This is a genomic window from Thermoactinomyces mirandus, from assembly GCF_013868055.1.
GTDB lineage: Bacteria > Bacillota > Bacilli > Thermoactinomycetales > Thermoactinomycetaceae > Thermoactinomyces > Thermoactinomyces mirandus.
On sequence record NZ_JACEOL010000007.1, the window covers coordinates 1 to 26,412 of the forward strand.

At 45.4% G+C, this 26,412-nt stretch carries 27 protein-coding genes and 1 other annotated feature; of the genes, 26 read left to right on the forward strand and 1 reads right to left on the reverse strand.

Annotation, left to right across the window (positions count from 1 at the left end):
- The 5 genes from H2C83_RS02620 to H2C83_RS02640 form a co-directional block, all read left to right on the forward strand.
- On the forward strand, window positions 1-337 hold a 337-nt coding region (locus H2C83_RS02620; protein ID WP_181737489.1), incomplete at its 5' end, for a transposase.
- A 367-nt stretch (window positions 338-704) separates the two neighbouring features.
- Window positions 705-905: a hypothetical protein gene (locus H2C83_RS02625; RefSeq protein WP_181737491.1), complete on the forward strand. Its 201-nt coding sequence runs from the start codon at window positions 705-707 to the stop codon at window positions 903-905.
- 311 nt (window positions 906-1,216) lie between these two features.
- A complete protein-coding gene (locus tag H2C83_RS02630) occupies window positions 1,217-1,504 on the forward strand; it encodes a GIY-YIG nuclease family protein (protein ID WP_181737493.1) in 288 nt (95 codons plus the stop codon).
- The gene (rsmI, locus tag H2C83_RS02635; RefSeq protein ID WP_181737495.1) at window positions 1,476-2,360 is read left to right on the forward strand and encodes a 16S rRNA (cytidine(1402)-2'-O)-methyltransferase; all 885 of its coding nucleotides are present in this window, start codon (window positions 1,476-1,478) and stop codon (window positions 2,358-2,360) included. Before H2C83_RS02630 ends, rsmI begins: the two co-directional genes overlap by 29 nt.
- 184 nt (window positions 2,361-2,544) lie before the next feature.
- On the forward strand, window positions 2,545-3,954 hold the full coding sequence (locus tag H2C83_RS02640; RefSeq protein WP_246333701.1) for a PTS transporter subunit EIIC: 1,410 nt from the start codon (window positions 2,545-2,547) through the stop codon (window positions 3,952-3,954).
- 272 nt (window positions 3,955-4,226) lie between these two features.
- Here H2C83_RS02640 and H2C83_RS02645 read toward each other — a convergent pair whose 3' ends face one another.
- Window positions 4,227-4,499, reverse strand: a complete 273-nt coding sequence (locus H2C83_RS02645) for an AbrB/MazE/SpoVT family DNA-binding domain-containing protein (RefSeq protein WP_181737499.1) — start codon at window positions 4,497-4,499, stop codon at window positions 4,227-4,229.
- A gap of 343 nt (window positions 4,500-4,842) precedes the next feature.
- On the opposite strand from H2C83_RS02645, the gene H2C83_RS02650 reads away from it, so the two are divergent.
- The 21 genes from H2C83_RS02650 (at window position 4,843) to H2C83_RS02750 (ending at window position 26,057) form a co-directional block, all read left to right on the forward strand.
- Window positions 4,843-5,805 carry a DNA double-strand break repair nuclease NurA gene (locus H2C83_RS02650; protein ID WP_312853834.1) on the forward strand — a complete coding sequence of 321 codons (963 nt, stop codon included), beginning with the start codon at window positions 4,843-4,845 and terminating at the stop codon, window positions 5,803-5,805.
- A 43-nt stretch (window positions 5,806-5,848) separates the two neighbouring features.
- Window positions 5,849-7,702, forward strand: a complete 1,854-nt coding sequence (locus tag H2C83_RS02655) for an ATP-binding protein (RefSeq protein WP_181737504.1) — start codon at window positions 5,849-5,851, stop codon at window positions 7,700-7,702.
- A 95-nt stretch (window positions 7,703-7,797) separates the two neighbouring features.
- Window positions 7,798-8,038: a binding site (T-box leader), on the forward strand.
- A gap of 62 nt (window positions 8,039-8,100) precedes the next feature.
- Entirely contained in the window at window positions 8,101-10,068 is a 1,968-nt protein-coding gene (metG, locus tag H2C83_RS02660; protein WP_181737506.1) for a methionine--tRNA ligase, read from the forward strand.
- Window positions 10,069-10,127: 59 nt separating this feature from the next.
- The gene (lepB, locus tag H2C83_RS02665) at window positions 10,128-10,667 is read left to right on the forward strand and encodes a signal peptidase I (protein WP_181737508.1); all 540 of its coding nucleotides are present in this window, start codon (window positions 10,128-10,130) and stop codon (window positions 10,665-10,667) included.
- A 25-nt stretch (window positions 10,668-10,692) separates the two neighbouring features.
- On the forward strand, window positions 10,693-11,472 hold the full coding sequence (locus H2C83_RS02670; RefSeq protein ID WP_181737607.1) for a TatD family hydrolase: 780 nt from the start codon (window positions 10,693-10,695) through the stop codon (window positions 11,470-11,472).
- An 81-nt stretch (window positions 11,473-11,553) separates the two neighbouring features.
- The gene (rnmV, locus tag H2C83_RS02675) at window positions 11,554-12,111 is read left to right on the forward strand and encodes a ribonuclease M5 (protein WP_181737509.1); all 558 of its coding nucleotides are present in this window, start codon (window positions 11,554-11,556) and stop codon (window positions 12,109-12,111) included.
- The gene (rsmA, locus tag H2C83_RS02680; RefSeq protein ID WP_181737511.1) at window positions 12,108-12,983 is read left to right on the forward strand and encodes a 16S rRNA (adenine(1518)-N(6)/adenine(1519)-N(6))-dimethyltransferase RsmA; all 876 of its coding nucleotides are present in this window, start codon (window positions 12,108-12,110) and stop codon (window positions 12,981-12,983) included. Before rnmV ends, rsmA begins: the two co-directional genes overlap by 4 nt.
- 52 nt (window positions 12,984-13,035) lie before the next feature.
- Window positions 13,036-13,509, forward strand: coding sequence for a ribonuclease H-like YkuK family protein (locus H2C83_RS02685; RefSeq protein WP_181737513.1), 474 nt, complete (start codon window positions 13,036-13,038; stop codon window positions 13,507-13,509).
- Between the two features lie 130 nt (window positions 13,510-13,639).
- The gene (gene veg, locus H2C83_RS02690) at window positions 13,640-13,921 is read left to right on the forward strand and encodes a biofilm formation stimulator Veg (protein WP_181737515.1); all 282 of its coding nucleotides are present in this window, start codon (window positions 13,640-13,642) and stop codon (window positions 13,919-13,921) included.
- Window positions 13,922-14,043: 122 nt separating this feature from the next.
- Window positions 14,044-14,226 carry a small, acid-soluble spore protein, alpha/beta type gene (locus H2C83_RS02695; protein ID WP_181737517.1) on the forward strand — a complete coding sequence of 61 codons (183 nt, stop codon included), beginning with the start codon at window positions 14,044-14,046 and terminating at the stop codon, window positions 14,224-14,226.
- A gap of 183 nt (window positions 14,227-14,409) precedes the next feature.
- Window positions 14,410-15,267: a 4-(cytidine 5'-diphospho)-2-C-methyl-D-erythritol kinase gene (ispE, locus tag H2C83_RS02700; protein ID WP_181737519.1), complete on the forward strand. Its 858-nt coding sequence runs from the start codon at window positions 14,410-14,412 to the stop codon at window positions 15,265-15,267.
- A gap of 77 nt (window positions 15,268-15,344) precedes the next feature.
- Window positions 15,345-16,175, forward strand: a complete 831-nt coding sequence (gene purR, locus H2C83_RS02705) for a pur operon repressor (RefSeq protein WP_181737521.1) — start codon at window positions 15,345-15,347, stop codon at window positions 16,173-16,175.
- A 2-nt stretch (window positions 16,176-16,177) separates the two neighbouring features.
- A complete protein-coding gene (locus H2C83_RS02710; protein WP_246333700.1) occupies window positions 16,178-16,555 on the forward strand; it encodes a RidA family protein in 378 nt (125 codons plus the stop codon).
- Between the two features lie 111 nt (window positions 16,556-16,666).
- Entirely contained in the window at window positions 16,667-16,972 is a 306-nt protein-coding gene (gene spoVG, locus H2C83_RS02715) for a septation regulator SpoVG (RefSeq protein WP_181737525.1), read from the forward strand.
- Window positions 16,973-17,168: 196 nt separating this feature from the next.
- Entirely contained in the window at window positions 17,169-18,554 is a 1,386-nt protein-coding gene (gene glmU, locus H2C83_RS02720) for a bifunctional UDP-N-acetylglucosamine diphosphorylase/glucosamine-1-phosphate N-acetyltransferase GlmU (protein ID WP_181737527.1), read from the forward strand.
- Between the two features lie 23 nt (window positions 18,555-18,577).
- A complete protein-coding gene (locus tag H2C83_RS02725) occupies window positions 18,578-19,525 on the forward strand; it encodes a ribose-phosphate diphosphokinase (RefSeq protein WP_181737529.1) in 948 nt (315 codons plus the stop codon).
- Window positions 19,526-19,659: 134 nt separating this feature from the next.
- Complete coding sequence (locus H2C83_RS02730; RefSeq protein ID WP_181737531.1) at window positions 19,660-20,253, forward strand: 50S ribosomal protein L25; 594 nt, start codon at window positions 19,660-19,662, stop codon at window positions 20,251-20,253.
- 262 nt (window positions 20,254-20,515) lie between these two features.
- Complete coding sequence (gene pth / locus H2C83_RS02735) at window positions 20,516-21,082, forward strand: aminoacyl-tRNA hydrolase (protein ID WP_181737533.1); 567 nt, start codon at window positions 20,516-20,518, stop codon at window positions 21,080-21,082.
- 94 nt (window positions 21,083-21,176) lie between these two features.
- Window positions 21,177-21,407: an anti-sigma-F factor Fin gene (locus H2C83_RS02740; protein WP_181737535.1), complete on the forward strand. Its 231-nt coding sequence runs from the start codon at window positions 21,177-21,179 to the stop codon at window positions 21,405-21,407.
- 110 nt (window positions 21,408-21,517) lie between these two features.
- A complete protein-coding gene (gene mfd / locus H2C83_RS02745; RefSeq protein ID WP_181737537.1) occupies window positions 21,518-25,060 on the forward strand; it encodes a transcription-repair coupling factor in 3,543 nt (1,180 codons plus the stop codon).
- Window positions 25,047-26,057 (forward strand): peptidylprolyl isomerase, encoded by a 1,011-nt coding sequence (locus H2C83_RS02750; RefSeq protein WP_181737538.1) that lies wholly within the window; start codon window positions 25,047-25,049, stop codon window positions 26,055-26,057. Before mfd ends, H2C83_RS02750 begins: the two co-directional genes overlap by 14 nt.
- Window positions 26,058-26,412: the final 355 nt, after the last annotated feature.

Below are 26,412 nucleotides of genomic sequence, written 5' to 3' on the forward strand. Positions count from 1 at the left end.
TTCCCGCCAAATCCAAAAGTCAGCAGGGTTGAGTCTGAAAGAAAATAGCTCAGGTAAGCGCAAGGGCAGAACCCGGATCACGAAAAGAGGTCGCCCACGCTTAGCATTACTGTTTCGATGCGCTTTGCCACTTGTAGCCAAAAATCCAGAGTTTAAAGCTCTTCATGCTTATTTTACAAAGCGTGCAAACAACCCATTGCATAGAAAGCAGTCATTAATTGCTTTATGTTGTAAGCTCATTCGTATTTTGTTCGTACTCGGACGCAAACAAATCCCCTATGATCCTGCAAAGCTACAAGAAGCTTTGCAACAGGCTCAATTACAGAAAGTAGCTTAACTTCACTTTTCTTGTTTTCTTCAAAAGGATGAAGCGCGGAGAAGCTGAGCTAATTGATTCCATTTGGGCATAGACCCTGCAAAGGAGCTTTTTCAGCCTCCACTCCAAGGCAGGTAGAACGAAGGAATTTACGGACTTGGATCCTGTGAGACATGGGAGGGTAAACCCCTTGGGTCATTGTGGAGATCCACTAGCGCTCACATATTTTTACAAATAGAGGCTTGCCTCTATTTAAGTGAAGCCCTTAATTCCTTTTCTATACATCTATTCAAAATGTATCCGTTCTAAATGCTTGATTTATTTTTCAAAATTGGAGAAAACGAGAGATTGAGTGAGAAAAACTTAATTTATTGAGGGAGATACAAATATGGAACTCTGGGAAAAAATTGGAGTTGTGTCTGCCGAACAGATGGAAATGGGAAAAAAGAGCCTGGCTGTTTGGGGGTCTTACATTTATTTCAGCAATTACCATCGTTGGATTAGTTATAGTTCCTGTTTTTGCCATATTATTCTTTATCAGTTTCTTTGCTCAACTCCGTTATCCCGTTATTACCGTTACTTGTCCTAATTCCTATTGTGAAGAAAAACAAAAAGTTGAACCTCAGGTCACCAGATTTCTTTGTCATAGCTGTAGTAGAGAAATTGAAATTTTTTCGCCTTCGTTTCTTCATGCTCAGATATACTCCCTGATCCCCTAAGGGTAATGGAAACCGTTCACTAAATGAAATAAAATTGCCTGGCCCCGTTAAGATCCCTTCTGTCATTTATTCGGGGGAAAATGTATTTTTTGTGCCTGTCTTCTTGACAGGGGCAGGCAAGAGCATTTAACGTAGGGTAAGTTGAGATTCCGGCGTTTTTTGTTGTATGGAAGGAGACAAAATGGCAGATACTTATGTCGTTTACATACTGGAATGTGGAGATGGATCACTTTATACCGGAATGACAAACAATCTGAAGCAAAGGGTCAAAATGCACCAGGCAGGCAAGGGAGCAAAGTATACACGCGGGCGTTTGCCGGTCCGGTTAAGATATGTGGAAATGGGTGAAGGCAAATCATGGGCCTTGAGACGGGAGAGAGAGATAAAAAGACTGCCCAGACAGAAAAAAAGGCAATTGATACGTGAAGGAGAGATTCCTGATGGAGAAGCAGAAAAGCTTTGTGAATGACCGGAAAGAAGGAACCCTTTATGTCGTCGGGACTCCCATAGGCAACTTGCAGGACTTAAGTCCGCGAGCCAGGGAAATTTTGAGTGAGGCTGATCTGATTGCGGCCGAAGATACGCGCCACACGCTTAAACTGTTGAATGCGTTTGGAATTAAGGCTTCCCTGATCAGTTACCATGAACATAATCAAAAGGCGAGAGAACCGGAATTAATTGAAAAATTGGCAGACGGACAAACGATTGCCCTGGTCAGTGACGCAGGAATGCCCGGTATTTCGGATCCGGGGGAATCGTTGATTCAAAAGGCAACACTTCGGAAAATCCCTGTCATTCCTGTTCCGGGACCGAATGCAGCCTTGGCCACTTTAGTGGCTTCTGGTCTTCCAACACAACCGTTTGTATTTATCGGTTTTTTGCCGCGTGTAAAAAAAGATCGGAGAAAAGAGTTGGAACGCTGGCAATCTGTGTCTGCGACATTGATTTTTTATGAAGCTCCCCATCGTTTGATTGAAATGTTGGAAGACGTAATGGAGGTTCTGGGAGATCGACGGGTTGCCATATGCCGGGAACTGACAAAAAGGCATGAAGAATGGCTGCGCGGATCTTTGAGTGAATGCCTCATGTATTTCCAAAACCATAAAGGCAGAGGGGAATTTACCATTGTTGTAGAGGGCGCGGATTTGTCAGAGGCTGATTTGAAAGAAACAGAAGCAGGCACCGATTGGAGTGCGATTTCCATCCGGCAGCATGTTAACCAATATATGGAGCAGGGATTGAGGAAAAAGGAAGCCATTTTGCAAGCAGCAAAAGACCGTTCTCTCCCCAAGCGGGAAGTGTATAATGCCTATCACAAGGAATAGGAAAAGAAACCTTTCTTTGTGATAGAATAAGAATTATACAAAATGATGAAAAAGTCAGGATTATTTCAGGGGCCAATGCTAAAGGAAGATGTTGTCTTTTTCCGGAATTCCAGATTGGGAGGTGTCATCGTTGAGAATAATAGGTTCATTTTTGGGTGCTTTGCAACGGATCGGTAAATCATTCATGCTGCCAATCGCTGTGCTTCCTGCAGCCGGGATTTTATTGGGGATTGGTTTTTTACTGACAAACAAACAGTACTTTGTTGAAGGGTCTATTCCATTTTTTATTGGGGAAGTATTAAATGCCGGAGCTGGAGCCATCTTTGACAATTTGCCATTGCTGTTTGCCATTGGGGTTTCCCTCGGATTGGCCGCAAATGCAGGAGCCTCAGCTTTAGCTGCTGTTGTCGGTTATGTGCTGATGGTAAAAGTGGTTTCCTTGGGCAGTACCGAAGCGATGGAGTTGAATACAGGCGTACTGGGAGGGATTATCGCCGGTGCCATTGCGGCTGTCATGTATAATCGCTACCATGACATAAAACTGCCGGATTGGCTGCAGTTTTTTGGTGGCAGAAGGTTTGTGCCAATCGTTACTTCCCTGGTCATGGTTTTTGTCGGCATGATTTTTCTGGTGATCTGGCCGCCAGTCCAGCAGGCAATCAATGCCGGCGGTAACTGGATCATTCATCAGGGAGCGGTCGGGCTTTTCCTGTACGGTCTGTTTAACCGGCTGCTGATTCCTTTTGGGTTGCATCATATTTTAAATACCCTGGTCTGGTTTAATATTGGTGAATTTACCACTGCAGCCGGCCAGGTTGTAACTGGGGATATTCCCCGTTTCTTTGCCCAGGATCCGTCAGCCGGATTATTTATGACCGGATTTTTCCCGATTATGATGTTTGCGCTTCCTGCAGCCTGTTTAGCCATGGTTCATGAAGCCAAACCATCCCGGCGCAAATATGTTTCCGGGATTTTGATCAGTGCGGCGTTAACGGCATTTATCACGGGGATTACGGAACCGATTGAGTTTTCATTTATGTTTGTCACTCCGCTTCTCTATGCCGTTCATGCCATCCTGACCGGGACATCGATGGCGATTGTCTATCTGTTGGGAATCAGGCATGGGTTTGCTTTTTCAGCCGGGGGAATCGATTTCTTCCTCAATATGCATCTGGCTACCAAACCCTGGTTGCTGGTCCTGGTTGGCATGGTGTATGCCGTAATCTATTATGTTCTGTTCCGCTTTCTGATCCGGGTGCTCCATTTAAAAACACCGGGACGTGAGGATGAAGAAACCGGTGGGGAAACAGTAAGGAAACCAGGAACATCAGGTGAGGATGATTTGGCAGTCAAGGTGCTAGCTGCCATAGGCGGGAATGGCAACATTGACAAACTGGATGCATGTATTACCCGTTTGCGCATGACGGTAAGGGATGAATCAAAACTGGACAGCAAGCAATTGAAAAAACTGGGGGCATCCGGTGTGATCAAGGTTGGTTCCGGAAACTTCCAGGCAGTTTTCGGAACGAAGTCTGAACAGCTGAAAGACCGGATTCTGCAATTGATGGATGAAGATCAGGAAAAGGTTGATTGATGAAACGCATATAAAAAAAGCGGGGTTCTTTACGAGCCTCGCTTTTCAAGAAAGAAAGCACAGAAAAGTGAAAAATTGAAAAAGTACACTGGAATTTGCCGTTTTTGCTGGAATAAAAAATATTTCCGGTCCCTTATTGCAGTGAGTATGTATGTGTATCGGTGAATAGTTATTCGTCAATCTATATTAACCGGGTGAACTTCTATATATCCATAAGGTAAAATCATATTACAAAAAGGGTTGGAAATAATTTTTAGGTAACGGGTTTATACTTAGTCAACGGTGACTTTGTCGCCATGAATCATTTGGTACATTTCTTCAATACATTTTCTGCTGACTACCTTATTTCTGTAACGAATGGTTTCATCAACTTCGCCACTAAAAATGCAAGCGGGTTCATATTTTTTCAGAACAATGCGTTCGCCGTCCACATAGATTTCAAGGGCGTCTTTTTCGCCAATTCCCAATGTTCGGCGCAATTCGATCGGGATGACTACTCGGCCAAGTTCGTCTACCTTGCGTACAATGCCTGTAGATTTCAACATTTTCCGAATCTCCTCTCAATATGCTATGGTTTTGGGTTTTTTTTTTCTTTAAATTGACGTCAAATTTCGACATCGATGTTAAATTCATCATACCAACGATTCCCAAATCAGTCAATATAATTAGAGGATTTTTATAGAAAATCCCTTGATCAAGTCAAGGATAAAATAGATTAATATAGAAAAAAATTCTACTCCCTACTAATAAATATTTATCATAATAATATTTATGGTATTCATAAAAAGTATTTCGATTTCAAAGATTTCAAGAAAAACATTTTGCTTTTTTCTCCCAATCTGAAAAAATAGGTAGTAGTATAACAGGAGGGGATTTTCTTTGCTGCCAGTGTCTGTAGAATTAAAAAACAAGCTGAAGCAACTGAACGAGTCATTAAAGCAGGTCTATCCATCCCGTTCATTTGATGAAGCAAATATCAGGGAGCGCCTGCAGGAAGCAGGGACTTTTTATCAACTAAACAAATTGAGCGGTGCGGAAATCAGGGATTGGTTGCAGGACGGACTGCTTGTAGGAGTGGATGGTTCCGTCAATTCAACCAAGGGTTCCCAGGATCGTACCTTGTCGGTTTTTCAGGCTTTGGCCAAGGGGACGCAGGGAGAGGAAAAATGGGCGGCAGATGTTTATACTCCGCTGCTGGAGGATGAGGGTGGAAAAGACGGGAGTGCTGCCAGGGAGGCTCGAAAAAGAGGTGCCTTTTTGTCGCGTCTTGAGATGAAGGTTACCATTGAAGCGATTCAGGATTGGGCGCCACGGGTAGTCATGGCGGATGGATCCTTATTGCATTATTCGATTGATGATAATGAGGTTTGGGAGCAACTGGCCCGCTTGGCCGAAATGAAGGATAGCTTGTTGGTTGGTGTTTCGGAAGAGATTGGATCCCGGACGTTGGTCAAGGAGCTTTTTCCGGAATATCGGGCCTGGACAGACCGGGATCTGTTATATGGCGTCCTGAAAATGGGAGAAGCCTACGAGTGGGAAGGCTGGAGCCGGGCAGACGGCAGGAATCAGGCAGGAAACAGCATGTGGAAGTTGGTTTTCCGTACATCAAGGAGTCCCCAGCCGATTGGACTGGATGGGCTTTCTTCCCAGCATGGAGAACGGTTGCAACTGGCAAAACTGGTGTACAGCCTGACTCCCGAACAGGGCCGGGGGATTCCTTATTGGCTGGATATTGTTGACAGGCAGGTACGGGTTACCGATCCTTTGGTGGAAACAATGGTCGACCAGTATATTGATCCGGAGATCCGCTACCGACTGCTGTCTTCCAAAAGAAGCGACCGGATGATTTAGAGATTGGATGATCATTCACATTGGCTGAATAGGAGAGGTTATCATGCAGGTTGTAGGAGTAACTACCCAACAGGAAGTATATATTGCATCAAGGGAACGAAAATTTCATATCAATGAAATACTTGTGATTGAAGATCCGGCACTCGATAATCCGCGTGGAGAAGTTGTGGAGACTTTATCTTATAACCGGTTGATTCCGATGGGGCTGGATAAGTCGCTGGTCGATGCACAGGTTATTCAGACACTGGAACAAATCGGCTATGATATCGAGTCAGATGAGGTGAATCTGGCCAAACTGCGGTTATATGAGGAAGCCCCGCATCCGGTCAGGACAGGTTGTCCGGTTCGTTTGCCCTCTTTCCACGAAGTTCGTCATCTTTTGGTCAAGGCATCTCCGGACGATGGCATGATGCTTGGGGAAATCCGCGGTACAGAGTCGATGGCAAATACGATTGATGAAGATCTGAAAGATCGCGTGGTGATAATGGAGCGGGGGGAATTAAGGCCGCAGCGGGGAGTCCCGTTTATTTTTGATATAAAATCGATGCAGCAATATCCGCATGTCGGGATTTTTGGCGGGTCCGGATCGGGGAAATCATTTGGCCTGCGGGTTATGTTGGAAGAATTGATGCAACTCCATATTCCAACCCTGGTTTTTGATCCCCATTTTGAAATGGATTTCAGGGAAACTGCCTCAGGTCTTGAAGAGAGGGCACCTGATTTCCGCGATCTGTTTACAAGTGTTCAGATTGGAAAAGAAGTGGGGATTTCATTTTCCGACTTATCAACACGGGATGTCGTTGCATTGTTGGGGGCAGCAGGAGGACAGTTGTCCGAATCCATGGTCAATGTGATCCAAATGTTGCATCGGCGCCGTGACAACTTTACTTCGTTCAGCGATCGGGTCAGCAATCTTGTACAAGCATTGGATGAAGGAAAACAGGGCCTTGAAAAGCAGTTGAAAAATCCGGATCTCACCCCGGTGGATGTACAGCGCATCCAGGACTTAAAACAACTGTTGCAGCAATATGGATCGTTACCTTCTTCGTCGGTGAAAGGAGTACACTGGCGCCTGCAGCGACTGGAGAAAGCCGGTTTGTTCCAGCAGGATATCCGGGCGATCGAGCGGGGACTGGAACAGGGACGTCTGGTCGTAGTACAGGGAAGTGCATGGGTTTTGCAGGTATTTGCCACTTATGTCATCGGAACTCTTTACCGGAAACGCCGGGAATATAAAGATGCACAAATGAACGGGGAAGAAGAACATTATTTCCCTCCATTCGTTGTTGTAACCGATGAAGCCCACAATTTTGCTCCCAAGGCCCTGGAATCTCCGGCCAAGGCAATTTTAAAGGAAATTGCCCAGGAGGGAAGGAAATACGGTGTTTTTCTGTTCTTGGCCACACAACGGCCCACTCTTTTGGATGAAACGATTACTGCGCAGCTGAATACCAAATTTGTATTCCGAACCGTGCGGGCAACCGATATTGCGACTCTGCGCGAAGAAACGGATTTGACTGCTGAAGAAGGCAAGCGGCTTCCCTATTTGCGTTCCGGGGATACCTTTGTATCGTCGGCGGCTTACGGGCGGACCATTTTTATCCGGATCCGTTCGGCCTATACGAAAAGTCCCCACCTGACAAATCCGTTTGATGAATTGAAACGTTTCTCTGAACAGCAGGACGAAAAATTGCTGGATACACTTTTAAAAACTTTGCCGATTTTTGATACCGACCTGATCCAGGTACTAAAACAGGTTAACCGGGAATGCGGGCTTGGCTGGGATCTGAACCGTCTGAAAGAAGAACTGGAACGAATGGCGAGGTCTGGAAAACTGACCAAGCATGAGACCCCTTTCGCCGTCCGTTATGATCGCGGCAAAAACATGAAAGTTTAAAACAAATGACACTTGTCCAGACTAATTACAAATGAAGTCCGAGCTTTTCATTCCCTTTTTTGTGATGTATAATTAAAAAATATAAATGTGCGAAATTGTAAGCTGATGACGGGGAAGAGTAGTTGGTGAAAGCTATTTCCAGAGAGCTGGAAAAGGTGAAAGCCAGCATAGTGGAAACCGATGAACATGGCCCCCGAGCATTCTCTTTGAACCTGACCGATGTCAAAAGTAGGAGAGAACGTAACGCCGCGTTATGGGCAGAAAGTGGGATCATCGCCTTAAAAAGGCCATGATGCCAATTTGGGTGGTACCGCGTGAGAAAATCTCGTCCCAAAGGGGACGGGATTTTTTATTGGTTTTTTATGTAATGTTTTATTTTATGGAAAGGAGATTTGAATATGGGAGAAGAGAAAAAAACATTTTACATTACGACACCCATATATTATCCAAACAGTAATTTGCATATTGGTCATGCATATACCACTGTGGCGGGAGACGCCATGGCACGTTACAAACGACTGCGTGGATATGATGTCATGTATTTGACCGGAACGGATGAACACGGACAAAAAATCCAGAAATCCGCCAATGTGGCGGGAAAAGATCCCCAAACATTCGTTGACGAGATTGTGGAGGGAATCCAAAAGCTTTGGAAGAAGCTGGACATTTCTTATGATGATTTCATTCGTACCACCCAGCCCCGCCATACGAAAATTGTACAAAAGATTTTCCAAAAGCTCCTTGACCAGGGTGATATCTATCTGGGTGAATATGAAGGCTGGTACTGTGTGGATTGCGAATCCTTTTTTACCGACCGTCAGGCCAAGGATGGCAAATGTCCGGATTGTGGCCGGCCAATCCAGAAAATCAAGGAGAAAAGCTATTTTTTCCGCATGAGCAAATATGCTGATCGTCTGCTTGCTTATTACAATGAAAACCCTGACTTCATCCAGCCGGAGTCCCGGAAAAACGAGATGATCCAAAACTTTATCAAGCCAGGGCTGGAAGATCTCAGCATTTCACGGACAACCTTTGACTGGGGAATTCCTGTGCCAAGCGACCCGGAACATGTGGTTTATGTATGGCTGGATGCTTTAACCAATTATATTACAGCGATTGGTTACATGGCAGACGATACGGAACAGGAAGCCCGTTTTGACAAATATTGGCCGGCGGATGTCCATCTGGTGGGGAAAGATATTGTACGCTTCCATACCATTTACTGGCCAATCTTCCTCATGTCCCTGGATTTGCCATTGCCTAAAAAAGTATTTGGACATGGATTTTTCCAGGTCATGGGGGAAAAAATGTCCAAATCAAAAGGGAATGTTATTGACCCGGTACCCCTGATTGACCGGTTCGGCCTCGATTCTGTCCGCTATTATCTGCTTCGTGAAGTTCCGTTTGGGACTGATGGTGTTTTTACCCCGGATGCTTTCGTGGAACGTGTAAATGCCGACTTGGCCAATGACCTGGGGAATTTGCTGCATCGTACCCTGACAATGGTTGAAAAGTATTTCCATGGTGTCGTGCCGGAACGGGTGGAAGACGCCACCAAATATGATCAGAGATTAATTGAGAAGATAAACGAAACAATCCGGAATGTGGAATCATCCATGGAAGAACTGCAGTTTTCCACAGCGTTGACAGCCATTTGGGAACTGGTACGTTTTGGCAACCGCTATATTGAAGCGATTCAGCCATGGAACCTGGCCAAGGATGAGGGAAAACGGCACATTCTGGGGTCAATGCTGTATCATTTGCTGGAAGAACTGCGAATCATCAGCATCCTGATTCAGCCCTTTTTGACACAGGTACCGGTGAAAATGCAAGCACAGCTGGGAATTGAGGATGATCCCTTATTAACCTCATGGAACAGCCTGGAAATGTTTGGCGCACTCAGACCCGGCACCCGGACAAAAAAAGGACAGCCGATTTTCCCGCGCCTGGATGTAAAAAAAGAAGTGGAGGCAATCTATAATATGATTGGGAAGCCGCAACAAAAAGAGGAAAAAAACAAATCAGAACCGAAAGAAAAAGAAGGTCTCATTTCCATTGATGATTTCTTCAAGGTTGAACTTCATGTGGCAGAAGTCATTGAGGCAGAGCCGGTGAAAAAGGCGGATCGTCTTTTGAAATTGCAGCTTGACCTGGGTTCGGAAAAACGGCAGGTGGTTTCAGGAATCGCAAAATATTACAGGCCGGAAGATCTGGTTGGAATGAAGCTGATCTGCGTTAAAAACCTGAAACCGGTGAAATTGCGCGGAGAGCTGTCTGAAGGCATGATTTTGGCCGCCTCGGAAGGAGACCGGCTCGTACTTGCCACCGTTTCCGGAGAAATCCCCAACGGAACGAGGGTCAAGTAAGAAATTGCTTGTTTATATTAACTTCCTTTCAGTGAAGGGGCAAAATAGGAGGATTATAAATGGCGGAACCAAAAAGCTCATCCAAAGACTGGTACAAGGCTTTGGAATGGCTTGTAGCCATCGCCTTGGCAGTTTTTATCGCTGTGGGCATCCGCACATTTTTATTTGTGCCTTATCAAGTGCATGGGGCATCGATGGAACCGACATTAAAAGGTGATGAACTTTTGATTGTCAACAAGCTTGTTTATCATTTGGACGAGCCGGATTATGGGGAGATCGTTGTCTTCCATACCAGTGAAGAACGGGATTTTATCAAGCGTGTGATCGGATTGCCCGGTGATCACATTGAGATCAGAAACGGCAAGGTATACCGGAATGATAAACTGTTGGTGGAGCCCTATATTTATGAACAGATGAACCCGAACACAGAAGAGGATATTATTGTGCCTCTATCGCAAATATATGTGATGGGGGACAATCGGAACAATAGCAAGGACAGCCGCAGGATCGGGCCGATTCCGATCGACAAGGTGGTGGGACGTGCGGATCTGGTAGTCTGGCCGCTGGACCGGATTCATCTGTTGGCACTATGGAAGTAAGCGGCAGGAAAGGATGAGACGTGTGATCCTGTTCGACACGCATACCCACTTGAATGACCCAAAATTTGACGAAGACCGTGAGCAGGTGATCGAGCGGGCAAGAGAAGAGTACGGCGTAAAATATATATTAAATGTCGGTTTTAACCGGGAAACGATTTTTCAGACGCTGAAACTTGCTGAGGAGTATCCCTTTATTTATGCCTCAGTTGGCTGGCATCCGACAGATGCGACAGATTGTACTGAAGAAGACCTGGCCTGGATCCGTTCGCTGGCAGCACACCCGAAGGTTGTGGCGATCGGGGAGATTGGTCTGGATTATTATTGGAATACTGCTCCCAAAGAAGAACAGGCGGTTCTTTTTCGCAGGCAGATTGCGATTGCCAAGGAAACCGGATTGCCGATCATTGTCCATAATCGGGACGCAAATGATGATGTAGTGCGGATCCTGAAAGAAGAACATGCCGAAGAAGTGGGAGGCGTCATGCACTGTTTCAGTGGCGACCTGACCGTGATGGAGGAATGTCTCGAACTTGATTTCATGATTGGCTTGGGGGGACCGGTCACTTTCAAAAACGGGAAACTGGCACAGGAAATCGCGGCTCATGTTCCTTTGGACCGGTTGTTGCTGGAGACTGATTGTCCCTACCTGGCGCCTCATCCGTATCGGGGGAAACGAAACGAGACGGGATATGTCCGGTTGGTTGCAGAAAAAATTGCCGGGATCAGAGGACTGTCTCTCGAAGAGCTTGCCCAGGCCACCATGCAAAATGCATTTCGTCTGTTTGGGATAAGTGAGGAAAACTGAAAAAGAACGTTTTTGTTGCGGGCCAATGAGGATTGGATCACCTCATTGGCCTTTCTTGGGATAGACGGAAGGAGGATTGCAGTGAGAGTAAACGAAGTGATTGTCGTGGAGGGAAAAAATGATACGATCGCCATTCGCAAGGCCGTGGAGGCCGATACCATTGAGACACGCGGTTCGGCACTGGAACCCCATGTGCTGGAGGAAATCAAACGGGCGCAACAAGAACGGGGAGTGATTATATTTACAGATCCGGATTATGTAGGTGAGAGGATTCGGGAAATCATAGCCAGAGAAGTTCCGGATGCCAAACACGCATTTTTGACGCAAACGCAGGCGAAAGGAAATCACAAAATCGGGATAGAGCATGCCTCCAGCGAGGATATTATAGAGGCCTTGCAGTCTGTTCGTGTTGCTGAAGCAGAGGAAGAAACTGTTCCTCCGCTGACATGGGAGGAATATATGGAACTGGGATTAGTCGGTGACCGGAATTCGCGTAATTTGCGCAAACAGGTGTCAGAACGGCTTGGCATTGGGTATAGGAACGCAAAACAGTTTTATCGCCGGCTTCATGTTTTGCGAATTACGAGGGAAGAGATTTTTCGGACACTGGATTATTTGAGGAAAGGAAGCATGCAATGAAGGAAAGGCCCATATCCGTAAGAACCAGGGAACTGCTCAGTCAATACGGAATCCAATTGAAAAAAAGCCTGGGACAAAATTTCCTGACAGATCCCCATGTTTTGGACAAGATTATTCAAGCCGCTTTGTTAACCGAAAAGTCGGGTGTCATAGAGATCGGGCCGGGGATCGGAGCGTTGACGGAACGTTTGGCTGAAACTGCGCAAAAAGTGGTAGCCATCGAAATCGATAACCGTTTTATCCCGATATTGAAAAAATTGTTTGAAAACGAGTCCCGAGTGGAAATAATAAATGAAGATGCTTTGAAGGTAGATCTGAATAATATCATCAACGAGCATTTTCAGGGAGCGGACACGCTTCATGTCGTAGCCAATTTGCCGTATTACGTCACTTCGCCGATACTGGTTCGCTTGTTGGAACAGCGCCTGTCGCTGACAAATATTGTAATCATGATCCAGAAAGAGGTAGCTGACCGTTTAAAGGCAACTCCGGGGACCAAAGATTACAGTTCATTATCAGTGCTTGTGCAATATTATGCTGAAGTAAGGGAAGTGGCACATGTACCAAGCCATGTGTTTGTCCCGAGACCGCAGGTGGATTCCTCGGTCGTCTGTTTGACGTTGCGGAAAAAACCTGAAGTACAGGTTCTTCATGAATATGAATTCTTTAAAATTGTACGGGCTGCGTTTGCACAGCGTCGCAAAACATTGCTAAATTCGCTTCATTCCAATCTTTTGTCCGCTTTTTCGAAAAAGGAAGTGGAAGGATGGATCGCTGAAGCGGGGATTGATCCGAAACGACGTGGAGAGACACTCAGTTTACAGGAATTTGCTGCTTTAACCGAAGTGATTCATCGCAACCGCTTTTCCTGATCCATGATCCGGAGTTCCGGATTACCATTTCCTAAACTGGTGGGGGTTGTTCGTGAACTTTATTCATCCGCGCAAAGGCAGAAGAAGCCTGAAACAAATGATTATGGACATTCAAGCGTATGTACATGAAGATACAGATGCGAGTTATAAGGTAGTGATTGGAACCGATTCTCAAACCCGGGAAAAGGAAACGATTTTTGTGACGGCGCTGATTATCCAACGGATCGGGAAAGGAGCCATTTTCTTCTATACGAAATACCGTCACAAGGCAATTCGCAATTTGCGCTATCGCATTTATCAGGAAACGGAATACAGTCTGGAAGCCGTGGAACTACTCAAGAAAAAAGGATTCTTTGATTTCTCCGTCAATATTCCCATGGAAATTCATTTGGATATCGGGCAACAGGGAGAAACGAGAAAGTTGATTCAGGAAGTGGTCGGATGGGTGACGGCTGTCGGTTATACAGCCAAAATCAAACCAGAATCTTATGCGGCAAGCGCAGTGGCTGATCGATTTACCAAATAAAAAAAATGCCAAATCAATATAAAATATGCTAAAATACCATTGACAAAGATGTTGTCTAATTGCTATAATACCTGATTTGACTTTGAATCTCACTTGTAGTATAATCTTCTATAAGTGAGGTGGTCGTACAATGGGCAAAAACGCATTATCTGAAATCAAATGTACCTTGGATGGATACATTGGGCAAAAAATACGTCTGAAAGCCAATAGCGGACGCCGCAAGACCATTGAACGAACAGGGGTCCTAGAAGAGACATATCCTTCCGTGTTCGTTGTTAAACTGGATGAAGACCACGCTTTTAACCGTGTTTCATACAGTTATGCGGATATATTAACAGAATCAGTAGAACTCACTGTTTTTAATGGGGAAAATGAACAGATTCCGGTAAAATACGTAAGGTCTGCACAATAGATGTGAACACATTTTTCATGTGTTCTTTTTTCAAATGGCCTGTAATCGCTTACATATTTTGCTGCTGTTTCCATATAATAAGAAAACCCTGTGTTTTGCTTTGGATCAAAGGAGGAGATCGCTTGGCTCGTCGACGCGGTGTCATGTCGGAAAGACTCAAATACGAATTGGCAAAAGACCTTGGATTTTACGATGTGGTAGAACGCGAAGGCTGGGGCGGGATCACCACCCGTGATGCTGGGAACATGGTCAAAAGAGCGATACAACTGGCGGAAGAACACTTGGCAAAGCAGGATTTAAAGTAAAAACAGGGTTATCCCCCAGGGGAGAGGGTTGGTTGAAAGACTGCCGTTTTTTTGACGGCAGTCTTTTTCAATTCCGCAAAATCTTTTTCATAACTTCTAGATGGCAGTCAGAACGTGATAAAATAATAAAATCATGAGGCGCCGGTTTTGGTTCGAGTGGGTGACAATTGGAGGGAAAGAATTTTGTTTATCTCAGTAAAAGCACCAGCGAAAATCAATCTAACATTGGATGCGCTATATAAACGTCCTGATGGTTATCATGAACTGGAAATGGTCATGACCACGGTTGATCTGTATGACCGGATCGACCTTACTGCCAGAGAGGATTCGGCGATTACCCTGGAATCCAGTTCGGGATTCGTTCCCCAGGATGAGCGGAATCTTGCTTACCGTGCTGCTGTCTTGTTGCGGGAAAAGACCGGCATTAAACGCGGGGTACATATATATATTGACAAACATATTCCGGTAGCCGCCGGACTGGCTGGCGGTAGCAGTGATGCTGCGGCCACGCTGCGCGGATTGAATCAATTGTGGAAACTTGGCCTGTCCCTGGAGGAACTGACAGTAATTGGAACAGAAATTGGTTCAGATGTTCCATTTTGCATTTATTCCAAAACGGCCTTTGCAAGGGGAAAGGGTGAAATCCTGACGCCGCTGCCATCCCCGCCGGCGTGTTGGGTCGTGCTGGCCAAGCCGGATCATGGCGTATCGACCGCAGATGTATTTAGACACCTTCAGGTTAACCAAATCGAGAAACATCCGCAGACAGAAAAAATGATCAACGCGCTTGAAGGACAGGATTATGAATCGATTGTCCAATATATGGGCAATGTATTGGAACCTGTTACAATGGAGATGTATGATACTGTGAGGAAACTGAAGGAAAAAATGCAGCTGTTTGGTGCGGACGGAGTGTTGATGTCCGGTAGTGGGCCAACGGTATTCGGCTTGGTGAAACAGGAGTATCGGGTCAAACGGATTGTAAACAGTCTGAAGGGATTTTGCCGGCAGGTGTTCGCTGTAAGAATGTTGGGGAAATGATAACCGCTTATACTTGAAGGAATGCGAACAAAGTGATATATTTCGGTCATGATCATTCGATTTTTCGGAGGTTATGAATGGAAAAATGGAAACGGAGTGCCCGATTGGTTGACATGATCCATCAATTGTTGATTAAACCTTATCAGTTAATTCCGCTGACGACTTTTGCAAGGAAGTACAGGGCGGCCAAATCCTCAATCAGTGAAGATCTGGATATCATTGACGAAGTGCTGCGTTCGGAGGGGAACGGAAAACTCGTTACTGTGGCAGGTGCTGCGGGAGGCGTGCGGTATATTCCCAGGATCAGCGAAGAACAGTCCCGGGCCATTGTGCAGGAATTGTGCGAGAAGTTGTCAGAACCGGAACGTATTTTGCCCGGAGGCTTTCTGTATCTTTCCGATTTGTTGGGAGACCCTGCCTTATTGAGTGAGATTGGACGGATTTTTGCTACGGTTTTTGCCGAACAAAACATTGATGCTGTTTTAACGGTAGAGACCAAGGGAATTCCGATTGCTTATGCCACGGCCTCTTTTCTGGGAGCGCCAGTTGTTATTGCCAGGTATGATTATCGTGTAACCGAAGGGTCTGTGGTTACGGTGCATACCATATCCGGCTCAAGCAAACGGTTACGCCAGTTATCCTTGTCAAAGCGCAGTTTGCCTGAAGGATCGCGTGTCCTGATCATTGATGACTTTATGAAAGCGGGCGGCACGGTTCGGGGATTGATGGATTTGTTGCATGAATTTCGGGCTGAAGTTGTAGGGGTAGGAGTTATGTTGGAATCACCGGCACAGGATCGGCTCGTTGAACAATATGTTTCGTTGGCCAAAGTGACGGAAATTGACGTGAAAATGCGCAGAGTCCGTGTTGACTCGGGAAATGTATTCAAATCCAGGGAGGAGAAATGAAAATGTTTATAAAAGTACAGACAAAAGATGCACCCCAAGCGATTGGACCTTATTCCCAAGCCATTGAAATGGGAGAACTTGTATTTATTTCCGGACAGATTCCGCTAACCCCCGGTGGAGAGCTGGTAGATGGCGGAATTGAAAAACAGACTCATCAAGTCATGAAGAATGTGCAGGGAATTTTGCATGCTGCGGGGAGCGATCTCAATCATGTTGTAAAAACAACCATCTTCCTTAAGGATTTCGATCACTTCCAACAGGTTAACGAAATTTACGGCCAGTATTTTTCGGAACATCAACCGGCTCGCTCCTGTGTAGAAGTATCACGTTTGCCCAAAGAAGTGCTGATAGAAATTGAAGTGATTGCAAGGAAAAAATGATAAATAAGAAAAATTTGTCAATTGAGCTGTCTTTGGAAGGAATTATTCCCACTGCCTAGAATAGTAAAAATAAGCAAATTTAGTCATCATTGTAAATAGGTGGTGGATTTAGTGGAAATTACAGATGTGCGTCTTCGCAGGGTGAATCGGGAAGGTCGCATGCGTGCGATTGCCTCGATAACGATTGACAGCGAATTTGTTGTGCATGATATCCGCGTGATTGATGGAAATAACGGTATGTTTGTTGCGATGCCAAGTAAACGTACTCCAGATGGGGAGTTTCGCGATATTGCCCATCCCATTTCCCCGGTGAGCCGTGAAAAGATCGAGGCGGCTGTTTTGGAGGAATATTATCGTGCCGGGGAGCTTGAATCTCCACAGATTGAGCAGGACACAGCCTTACAAATGGATCTTTAAAAGGTATGCACCCGTTCCAAGAGGAATGGGTGCTTTTTTGATAGCATAATTAAACCCTGACTGCTAGAGAATTTTTATTATAATAAATAATGACGGTTATTTTTGAAAGTGGTGTTTAGGCGGGATTGGTTGCATTCCCAAAACGTTTGGGATATATTCAGGGGGGAAGTTTTGGAGAAACGGGGGAGCTTGGGTCATGCAACAAAACGTTTATGCAGTTATTTTGGCAGCGGGCAAAGGTAATCGTATGAAATCAAATAAACACAAAGTTCTGCACCCGATTTGCGGAAAACCGATCATTGACCATATCGTCGGTCAATTGAAAAAATTGCAGACGGAAAAAACAATTTTGGTTGTCGGCTATCAGGGAGAAGCAGTCAAGGAGCACCTGAGCGGCCAGGTTGAATTTGTAGAACAGGAAGTTCAGCTGGGGACTGCCCATGCAGTCATGCAAGCGGGACCATTGTTGGAAAAAAAGGAAGGCATTACATTAGTGCTGAATGGAGACCATCCGCTGTTTACGGCTGAAACCTTTCAGAGGCTGATTGAGAAACACCGGGAATCAAAGGCGACTGCCACGGTATTAACAGCGGTCATGGATGATCCGACAGGATATGGACGGGTAATCCGGCAAGAGAACGGGCAAGTAGATCGCATTGTGGAACACAAGGATGCTACTGCTGCAGAAAGAGAAATTCATGAAATAAATACAGGTACTTATTGTTTTGATAATCAAAAGCTGTTCTCCGCTCTTGCGCTGGTGAATAATGACAATGCACAGGGAGAATATTATTTGCCAGATGTGTTGTCTATTTTACGCGAGCAAGGAGAAGCGATTGGCGCGGAAATCATCCAGGATCTGCAGGAATCGTTTGGGATTAATGATCGTATCCAGCTTGCAGAAGCAGACAAAATCATGCGGGAGCGTTTGCTACGGGAACATATGCGAAACGGCGTGACCATTGTCGACCCTGCAAACACCTATATTGAAGCCGATGTAAAAATCGGTGCTGATACGGTTATTGAACCGGGTGTTTTTTTACGGGGAAAAACGGTCATTGGAGAAAACTGCAAAATAGGTCCACAGGCGGATTTGAAAGATGTCAGGGTGGAAAGCGGCACGAGGATCCGCTATGCAGTGATTGAGGACAGTGTCATTGGAGAAGAAGCAAAAGTAGGTCCTTATGTACTGATTCGCCCTGAAACGGAACTGGGGAACAAGACGAAAGTAGGCTGTTTTATTGATTTGAAGAAAGCCAAAATCAGCGATGGGACAAAGATCTCACATCTTGCCTATGTCGGGGATGCAGAGGTTGGCAGAAAAGTCAATATTGGCTGCGGCGTGATTACAGTCAATTATGATGGCGTCAACAAACATAAAACAGTCATAAAAGACGAGGCCTTTGTCGGGTGCAATGTAAACTTGGTTGCCCCGGTGACTGTCGAGCAAGGGGCTTATGTGGCTGCAGGATCCACCATTACCAAAGATGTACCCATGAAAGCGCTGGCGATCGCTCGGGAACGCCAGACAAACAAGCCCGATTATGTTGGAAAAATGAAGGATAAGCGTGCAAAGAAATGAACATATTGGAGGAACAAATTTCTATGTCTATGGTGAACTCTCGTTTGCAGGTATTTACTTGTAATTCCAATCCGGCACTCGCAAAAGCAATCTGTGATCATTTGGAAATTCCACTGGGTAATTCTCATGTGGGCAAGTTCAGTGACGGGGAAATTCATGTAAAACTGGATGAAAGTGTACGGGGGTCGGATGTTTATGTGATCCAGTCCACTTGTGATCCGGTCAATCAGCATCTGATGGAACTGCTTGTATTTGTGGATGCGTTGCGCCGAGCCTCCGCGGGGATGATCAATGTCGTCATCCCGTATTACGGTTATGCACGCCAGGACCGCAAAACCCGGGCCAGGGATCCGATTACGGCAAAGCTGGTCGCCAATCTGATTGAAACGGCCGGTGCAGACCGGGTTATCACAATGGACTTGCATGCTACACAAATCCAGGGTTTCTTTAACATTCCTGTCGACCACCTCATGGGAGTGCCGATTTTGGCCGATTATTTCCGGGAAAAAGGATTGGATAACGTTGTCGTGGTTTCTCCCGACCACGGTGGGGTAATTCGTGCACGCCGGCTTGCGGAACGGCTGGAATCCCCCATTGCGATTATAGATAAAAGGCGGCCTGAGCCAAATGTGGCAGAAGTGATGAACATTGTCGGGGATGTCAAAGGGAAAACGGCAATCATTATTGATGATATTATTGATACAGCAGGCACCATTACTCTTGCTGCCAATGCGTTGATTGAATATGGGGCAAAAGAAGTATATGCATGCTGTACACATCCTGTCTTTTCCGGACCGGCCATTGAACGGATCCGCAATTCCCATATAAAAGAAATGGTTGTGACGGACACAATTCCGCTGTCGGATGGCAAAAAAATCGATAAGGTGAAAGTACTCTCTGTGGCCAAGTTAATGGGTGAAGCAATTAGACGGGTGCATTTTGAACAGTCGGTCAGCAAACTGTTCGATTAAAGGGAACGGCAGGGTCCTGAAATTCATCTTTTTCACGGCCCTGTTAAAATGGTTTTCAAAAAAATAACAGGGAAAAGGTTTAGACTTTCCGAGAAAAGGATATATTCCCTTTTAAAGAAAGGGGATATATGAATATGTCGAATGCCATTACAGCCAGCAAAAGGGAACAGACAGGATCTCTCAATGCTTTGAGACGTGATGGGAAAATTCCTGCTGTTTTGTATGGAAAAGGGATCACCCCGCAGTTGTTGACTGTCAGGGAAAATGAGGCGCAAAAGGGAATTGAACTGAACAGCTTCATTGATCTGAAAGTGAATGGTCAGACCCACCGAGTAATGGTTCGAGACATCCAGAAAGATCCGATCAAGTCCTCTCTGTTGCATATTGATTTTTTGAAAGTGGAAATGAATCATCCTTTGGAAGCGGAGGTTTCGATTCGCCTGACCGGTGAAGCACCTGGTGTGAAAGGGGGCGGCGTCCTGCAGCACCAATTGCGTTCCGCTGTTGTGAAAGCATTGCCATCCAGTATTCCGGAAGTTTTGGAGGCAAATGTATCGTCACTTCAAATTGGAGATTCTGTCACGGTGGAGGACTTGAAAATACCGGAGGATGTGGAACTTCTCCATATCACTCCCGAAACCGTAATTGCCTCTGTGGTACCTCCGGCAAAGGCCGAGGAGGAAACGGAAGAGACTGAAGAACTTTCAGATACAGATAAAACGGAGTAAAGGAAAAGGCGCAATCCGGACGGTTGCGCCTTTCAAACTGCAATCTGTTCAGTTAACGGAAAGGTATAAATGGTGTATATTTTTAACCGGGGCACTGTCCGCTTTTCAGGAGATTTTAACAATACATTTTGCAAACGGTTTGGTTTAGGCACTTCTATGCCTGAAAGGTTGATATAACCGGGCTATTTTACGGTCTGTTGTACCTCAAATACAGCCTGAACGTAATACAATAAAAGCAAATCAGAAGCAGTGGAGGTAAGTCATGAAACTGGTTGTAGGATTGGGAAACCCTGGTATGAAATATGCAAATACGCGGCACAACATTGGATTTTTTGTAATTGACCGTTTGAGTGAAAAATGGGGAATCCCTGTTAACAAGGAAAAATGGCGGGGTGAAACCGGCGAAGGATTTGTATATGGCGAAAAGGTGGTCTTGTTAAAGCCGATGACCTATATGAATTTGTCGGGGGAATCGGTAAGGTCTGCGGTAGACTTCCTGAAGATCGACCTGGAAGAGGTCTGCGTGATTTATGATGATCTCGATCTTCCCCCCGGACAGATCCGGTTAAGATTAAAAGGAAGTTCAGGGGGCCATAACGGAATGAAATCTATTATCCACCATTTAGGGACGGATCAGTTCAAGCGGATCAAGTTGGGAATCGGGCGTCCGCCAGGAAAGATGTCAGTCATCAATTATGTTCTTTCTTCCTTCGATAAGGAAGAGCTGGAACAAATTGCCGATGCTGCCGGGCGTGCGGCAGATGCAGTGGACAAGTGGCTGGAAACCAATTTTTTGCTGGCGATGAATCAGTATAATTCGCGCAAATGATCGTCTGAAGATCATGTATGGCCATAGAGGTTTGCCGAATATTTTTTTTAAAGATGCCGATAATAGTAGTAAGTTAAAGTAGGAGGCATTATTTATGGCCATACATTATATTTGCCGACATTGTCAAAAATTGATCGGAAGAATTGATTCACCGCTGGTTACCGAGTCCCAACTGGGGTTTGATCAGTTGACCCCGGAGGAGCGGAAGGATATAATAACCAATGATACAGAAGGAAATCAAGTGGTCAGAGTGACCTGTGAAACATGTCAGCAAGTGTTGGAAAAAGATCCCGAGCGGCTTTTACACCCGTCACTCTTTCATTGAAAATATGGTTGTTATTTTTCTGATTATAATGAAAAAACGGCCTTGGCTGTTGCTAGCTAAGGCTTCTTTTCTATTGATCTGTGGACTTAGAAAAAGGGGAGGAGCATCAGTTGATACCGTTGATTCATATACTCAAACAGGACCAGGACTTTCAGTCAACAGTGGCTGGGGTGAAAGCCGGGCTGAAAGAGCAAATGGTAGCCGGTTTGACTGGAACGGCCCGTATGTTATATGCTGCGGCCTTGTATCGGGAAGTAAAGCGGCCGATTTTGCTGATCTGTCACAATTTAAACCATGCACAGAAAGCGACTGAGGACCTGCAGGAAATTTTGCCGAAGGAAGAGGTGCTCCTGTATCCGGCCAATGAATTGGTAACCACGGAAGTTGCCTTGGCCGGGCAGGAAACTCTGGGAGAAAAAATTGAAGTGTTGACCCGTCTGGTGCAAGGGTTTATGGGAATCCTTGTGGTTCCTTTTTCAGGCATGCGCAAACTGTTCCTGCCGAAGAAAGTATTCAGGGACAGTTTCATTTCTCTGGAAGTGGGTCAGGAGCAGAAAATCGAGCCATTGATCGAACAATTTGTCGGTGTCGGATACCAACGCACCGAAATGGTGGAAAAGCCCGGGGAATTTAGTGTGCGCGGAGGAATTGTCGATATTTACCCTGTCAATTTTGAAAATCCGATTCGAATGGAATGGTTTGATGATGAAGTTGACTCCATCCGCCCCTTTTCTGTGTCGGATCAACGATCGTTTGACAAGTGGAAAGAAGTTGTCATACCTCCGGCCAAAGAACTGTTTGCCACCCCGGAACGGTTATACCAGGCGGGAGAAAAAGTGGAAAAACTGCTGGCTGAACGGTTAAGCGTTACCAAAGACACCGGATTGAAGGAAAAATTAAACCAATCGATTGGATATGAGATTGAACAGTTGAAAAACGGCACATATTTTACCGGAATATACAAGTATATCTCGCAAATTTATCAGGATTGCCAGAGTTTGTCAAATTATATGCCAAGAGACAGCCTGCTGGTTTTGGATGAACCGAACCGGATCATGGAAAGTGCCCGTCAGATGGAAAAAGAAGAAGGAGAATGGCAGGTTGCCTTGCTGCAGCAAGGGGAATTTTTGCCTAAATTAAAAATTTCTCTTTCTTTTGAAGAAGTAATTATGAACAGGGAAAATCCGCGGATTCATCTTTCCCTGTTTATGCGGCAGATTCACGGGATCCAGCCGCAAAACGTGATTCAGATGATGTGCCGAAGCATGCAACAGTTTCATGGACAGATGCATGTCCTGAAAACGGAATGGGAACGTTGGAAAAAATCCCATTTCCGGGTGCTTTTTCTGACCAGCAATGAAGAGCGGATGAATCGTCTCGAACGGGTTCTTAGCGATTATGGGATGGAAGCAGGGAAAAATTTGTCGGGCCATGCTCCGCTTCCCGGCAAACCAACTATTTGTCTGGGAAATCTGCAAAATGGATTTGAAATGAATGGAATTCGTCTGGCGGTGATCACAGAAGGGGAAGTGTTCACCCAGAAACAACGCCGGACAAGACGTCATGTAAAATTGGACCATGTGGAGAAAATCAAGGATTACCAGGAGTTGAAGCCCGGTGATTACGTGGTTCATGTCAATCACGGGATCGGGAAATACCTTGGCATTGAAACGCTGGAAGTAAGGGGGATGCATAAAGATTACCTGCATATACAGTATGCCGGTAATGACAAGCTGTATGTCCCTGTAGAGCAGATTGACCAAGTTCAAAAATATATCGGCGGAGAGGAAAAAGCACCGAAAATTTACAGTTTGGGCGGTAGCGAATGGAGTAAGGTAAAGAATAAAGTACGTTCTTCGGTTCAGGATATTGCGCAGGATTTGATTGAATTGTATGCGAAGCGGCAATTTGCCAAAGGATATGCTTTTTCTAAGGACACCCCTTACCAAAAAGAATTTGAAGCCATGTTTCCGTATGAGGAGACTCCTGACCAACTCCGTTCTGTGGAAGAAATAAAGAGGGATATGGAAAAAAGCCAGCCCATGGATCGGCTGTTGTGCGGAGATGTAGGATATGGAAAGACGGAAGTGGCCATTCGCGCCACGTTCAAGGCAACAATGGATGGAAAACAGGTTGCCATTCTGGTTCCCACTACCATTCTCGCCCAACAGCATTATGAGACGTTTCGTGAGCGGTTTATTGACTTCCCGGTACAAATTGACGTGTTAAGCCGTTTTCGTTCCCGCAAACAGCAAAAACAGACGATCGAAGGGTTAAAAAACGGGACTGTCGATATTGTCATAGGGACACACAGGCTGTTATCCAAAGACATTGTTTTTAAAGATTTGGGACTGCTCATTATCGATGAAGAACAGCGCTTTGGGGTGAAGCATAAGGAGAAAATCAAAAAACTGAAGCATAATATTGATGTACTTACCCTGTCGGCGACTCCGATTCCGCGCACACTGCACATGGCCATGATGGGAGTCCGCGACCTGTCAGTCATCGAGACACCTCCTGAAAACCGGTTCCCTGTCCAAACCTATGTCCTCGAATATTCCGGGGCCCTGGTGCGGGAAGCGGTTGAGCGGGAACTGGCACGGGGAGGGCAAGTTTACTTCCTTTACAATCAGGTGCAGAACATTGAGCAAATGGCCGAACAGGTCCGGGTTTTGGTTCCTGAAGCGCGCATTGCGGTGGCTCATGGACAGTTGCCGGAATCGGAACTGGAAAAAGTTATGCTTGATTTTCTTGATGGAGAATATGATGTGCTGGTAAGCACAACCATTATTGAGACAGGAGTTGACATTCCCAATGTCAATACGCTGATCATCTACGATGCCGATAAAATGGGATTATCCCAGCTATACCAGCTGCGTGGCCGGGTGGGACGCTCCAACCGCATTGCCTATGCCTATTTTACTTATCAGCGGGATAAAGTGTTGACGGAAACGGCGGAAAAACGTTTAAAGGCGATCAAGGAGTTTACGGAGCTTGGTTCGGGTTTCAAGATCGTAATGCGCGACTTGTCCATTCGGGGGGCCGGCAATATTTTGGGCGCAGAACAACATGGACACATTGCGACCGTCGGTTTTGAGCTGTACAGCCAGATGTTGAAGGAAGCGATCGAGGAACTCAAGGGAGACAAAAAGAAAGAGGAGAACGCCGAACCGGCTATTGAATTGAGTGTTGATGCGTATCTGCCAACGGAATACATCGGTGATGAAAAACAAAAAATTGAGCTTTATAAAAAAATCCGCGCTGTGTCCTCGTTAAATGAAGTGAGTGATCTGGAAGAGGAGATCGAAGATCGGTTTGGTGATTTGCCCGAGCCTGTCCAAATACTGTTGAAAATTGCCAAAATCAAGGCGTATGCCATTTCTTACGGAATTGAATCCATCGAGCAGAAAAGCGGGGATATTGTGATCACTTTAAAAGCGGATCAGACCCAACAGATCGACGGACAAAAACTGTTTCAGATCGCACAGGACTTCCCGGGAAAAATCCGCTTTTCCACAGGCAAAAAAATCGGGATTGTTTTCAAGACAAAAGAGTTGTCCCATAAACTTGCATTAGAAATGATTGAACAGTTTCTGATAAAATATAAAGACGTTCCCAAACCGAAAGGAGCCATTCAACATGCAGCTGATTAAAAAATGGGTCGCCGGGGTTTTGACAATGATGTTACTATTGTCTGTAGCCATTGTTGGATGCAACGACGAGAACAAAAAAGAAGAAGCAAACAATGAGCAGAACCAGATGCAGCAATTCAAGCCGTTAAGCACGGAAAGCAAGAAAGTGATGGCTGAATACAAGGGAGGAAAAGTAATCGAGGGGGATTTGAACCGTTATATCAATATCATTGCATTTCTCGATCCCCAATTGGCATATATGCTTGCTTCTGCCGAAGGCAATACGGAATTGAGGGTGGAACTGGCCAAGGAGTATGCATCCCGTCAATATATGCTGACGCAGATCAAAAACGATTCATCGTATGTTAAACAGGCAGATCAGACACTGAAAGAATTGGACGCAAGCATTAAGGGAAATGCTGCCCAGGCCCAGGCTCAGGGACAGGATACACCCAAATCCCTTGAAGAAGCCATCAAGGGCAAAGGATTTACCAGTGATGAACTGCGGCAGTTTTTTATTGAATATCACCGGGTAAACAGGTACTATGACGATCAGTTAAAAGGAAAAACCTATGATTACGTGAAGGTTCAGCATATTTTGGTCGCGATTAATGACGGAAGCCAGCAGGATCAGCCCAAGCGGACAGCAGATGATGCGAAGAAAAGGGCTGAAGAGGTAAAGAAAAAATTAAATGCTGGTGAGGACTTTTCCAAACTGGTAAAGGAGTATACGGATGACCCGGGTTCAAAAGAAACAAATGGCATCTATGAAGGGACACCGGATCAGTTTGTTCCTGAATTTGCCAAGGCATGCAGAGAATTGCCATTAAATCAGGTCAGCGCTCCCATCAAGACAGATTATGGATACCATATCGTGAAAGTGTTGGATCGTGGTCAAAAACCGGTTGAAAAAGCTAATGAGCAAGTGAAGATGCAAAAACGGCAGGAAGTTTATGAACAGGTCGTCAAAGAGAAACTGGAATTCAAATCACTTCTTTCCGTTCCCCAAAAAGGTTAGCGGGTTTTGCCAACAGAGCGAAATATTCAATTGTGACAATTCGGCCTCGGCAGGCCTGGTGTCACTGACTGATTCCTTGCAGATGGAGACAGATGAATTCTGAAGAATTCTTCAAGGAATCAGTTTTTTTTTTGTAAAACGAACTGCAAGGAAGACGATTTTCAGAACTCTGTTCCGTCTCCGCCTTGCAAGAGAACGATTAAGGCGCTTCAGCATTTGATTTGTGGCGGCCTTGACCATCCTGCGCTCTAAAAAATCATATCCGCATACTTGGTCGACAAGCTCAGAGCCCCAAAGGGCTTTTTTTTATGTAAATAACGATTGCATAATATTTTGGAAGAAGATTAATACTATG

What these genes read in the sequence shown, in the direction of transcription:
- H2C83_RS02710 (WP_246333700.1), top strand. Translation starts at nt 16,178, where the DNA reads ATGTTTATAAAAGTACAGACAAAAGATGCACCCCAAGCGATTGGACCT.
- veg (WP_181737515.1), top strand. Translation starts at nt 13,640, where the DNA reads ATGGGCAAAAACGCATTATCTGAAATCAAATGTACCTTGGATGGATAC.
- H2C83_RS02730 (WP_181737531.1), top strand. Translation starts at nt 19,660, where the DNA reads ATGTCGAATGCCATTACAGCCAGCAAAAGGGAACAGACAGGATCTCTC.
- rsmA (WP_181737511.1), top strand. Translation starts at nt 12,108, where the DNA reads ATGAAGGAAAGGCCCATATCCGTAAGAACCAGGGAACTGCTCAGTCAA.
- H2C83_RS02655 (WP_181737504.1), top strand. Translation starts at nt 5,849, where the DNA reads ATGCAGGTTGTAGGAGTAACTACCCAACAGGAAGTATATATTGCATCA.
- H2C83_RS02750 (WP_181737538.1), top strand. Translation starts at nt 25,047, where the DNA reads ATGCAGCTGATTAAAAAATGGGTCGCCGGGGTTTTGACAATGATGTTA.
- H2C83_RS02725 (WP_181737529.1), top strand. Translation starts at nt 18,578, where the DNA reads ATGTCTATGGTGAACTCTCGTTTGCAGGTATTTACTTGTAATTCCAAT.
- glmU (WP_181737527.1), top strand. Translation starts at nt 17,169, where the DNA reads ATGCAACAAAACGTTTATGCAGTTATTTTGGCAGCGGGCAAAGGTAAT.
- purR (WP_181737521.1), top strand. Translation starts at nt 15,345, where the DNA reads ATGGAAAAATGGAAACGGAGTGCCCGATTGGTTGACATGATCCATCAA.
- H2C83_RS02625 (WP_181737491.1), top strand. Translation starts at nt 705, where the DNA reads ATGGAACTCTGGGAAAAAATTGGAGTTGTGTCTGCCGAACAGATGGAA.
- lepB (WP_181737508.1), top strand. Translation starts at nt 10,128, where the DNA reads ATGGCGGAACCAAAAAGCTCATCCAAAGACTGGTACAAGGCTTTGGAA.
- metG (WP_181737506.1), top strand. Translation starts at nt 8,101, where the DNA reads ATGGGAGAAGAGAAAAAAACATTTTACATTACGACACCCATATATTAT.
- H2C83_RS02645 (WP_181737499.1), bottom strand. Translation starts at nt 4,499, where the DNA reads ATGTTGAAATCTACAGGCATTGTACGCAAGGTAGACGAACTTGGCCGA.
- pth (WP_181737533.1), top strand. Translation starts at nt 20,516, where the DNA reads ATGAAACTGGTTGTAGGATTGGGAAACCCTGGTATGAAATATGCAAAT.
- H2C83_RS02740 (WP_181737535.1), top strand. Translation starts at nt 21,177, where the DNA reads ATGGCCATACATTATATTTGCCGACATTGTCAAAAATTGATCGGAAGA.
- H2C83_RS02630 (WP_181737493.1), top strand. Translation starts at nt 1,217, where the DNA reads ATGGCAGATACTTATGTCGTTTACATACTGGAATGTGGAGATGGATCA.
- H2C83_RS02640 (WP_246333701.1), top strand. Translation starts at nt 2,545, where the DNA reads ATGCTGCCAATCGCTGTGCTTCCTGCAGCCGGGATTTTATTGGGGATT.
- rsmI (WP_181737495.1), top strand. Translation starts at nt 1,476, where the DNA reads ATGGAGAAGCAGAAAAGCTTTGTGAATGACCGGAAAGAAGGAACCCTT.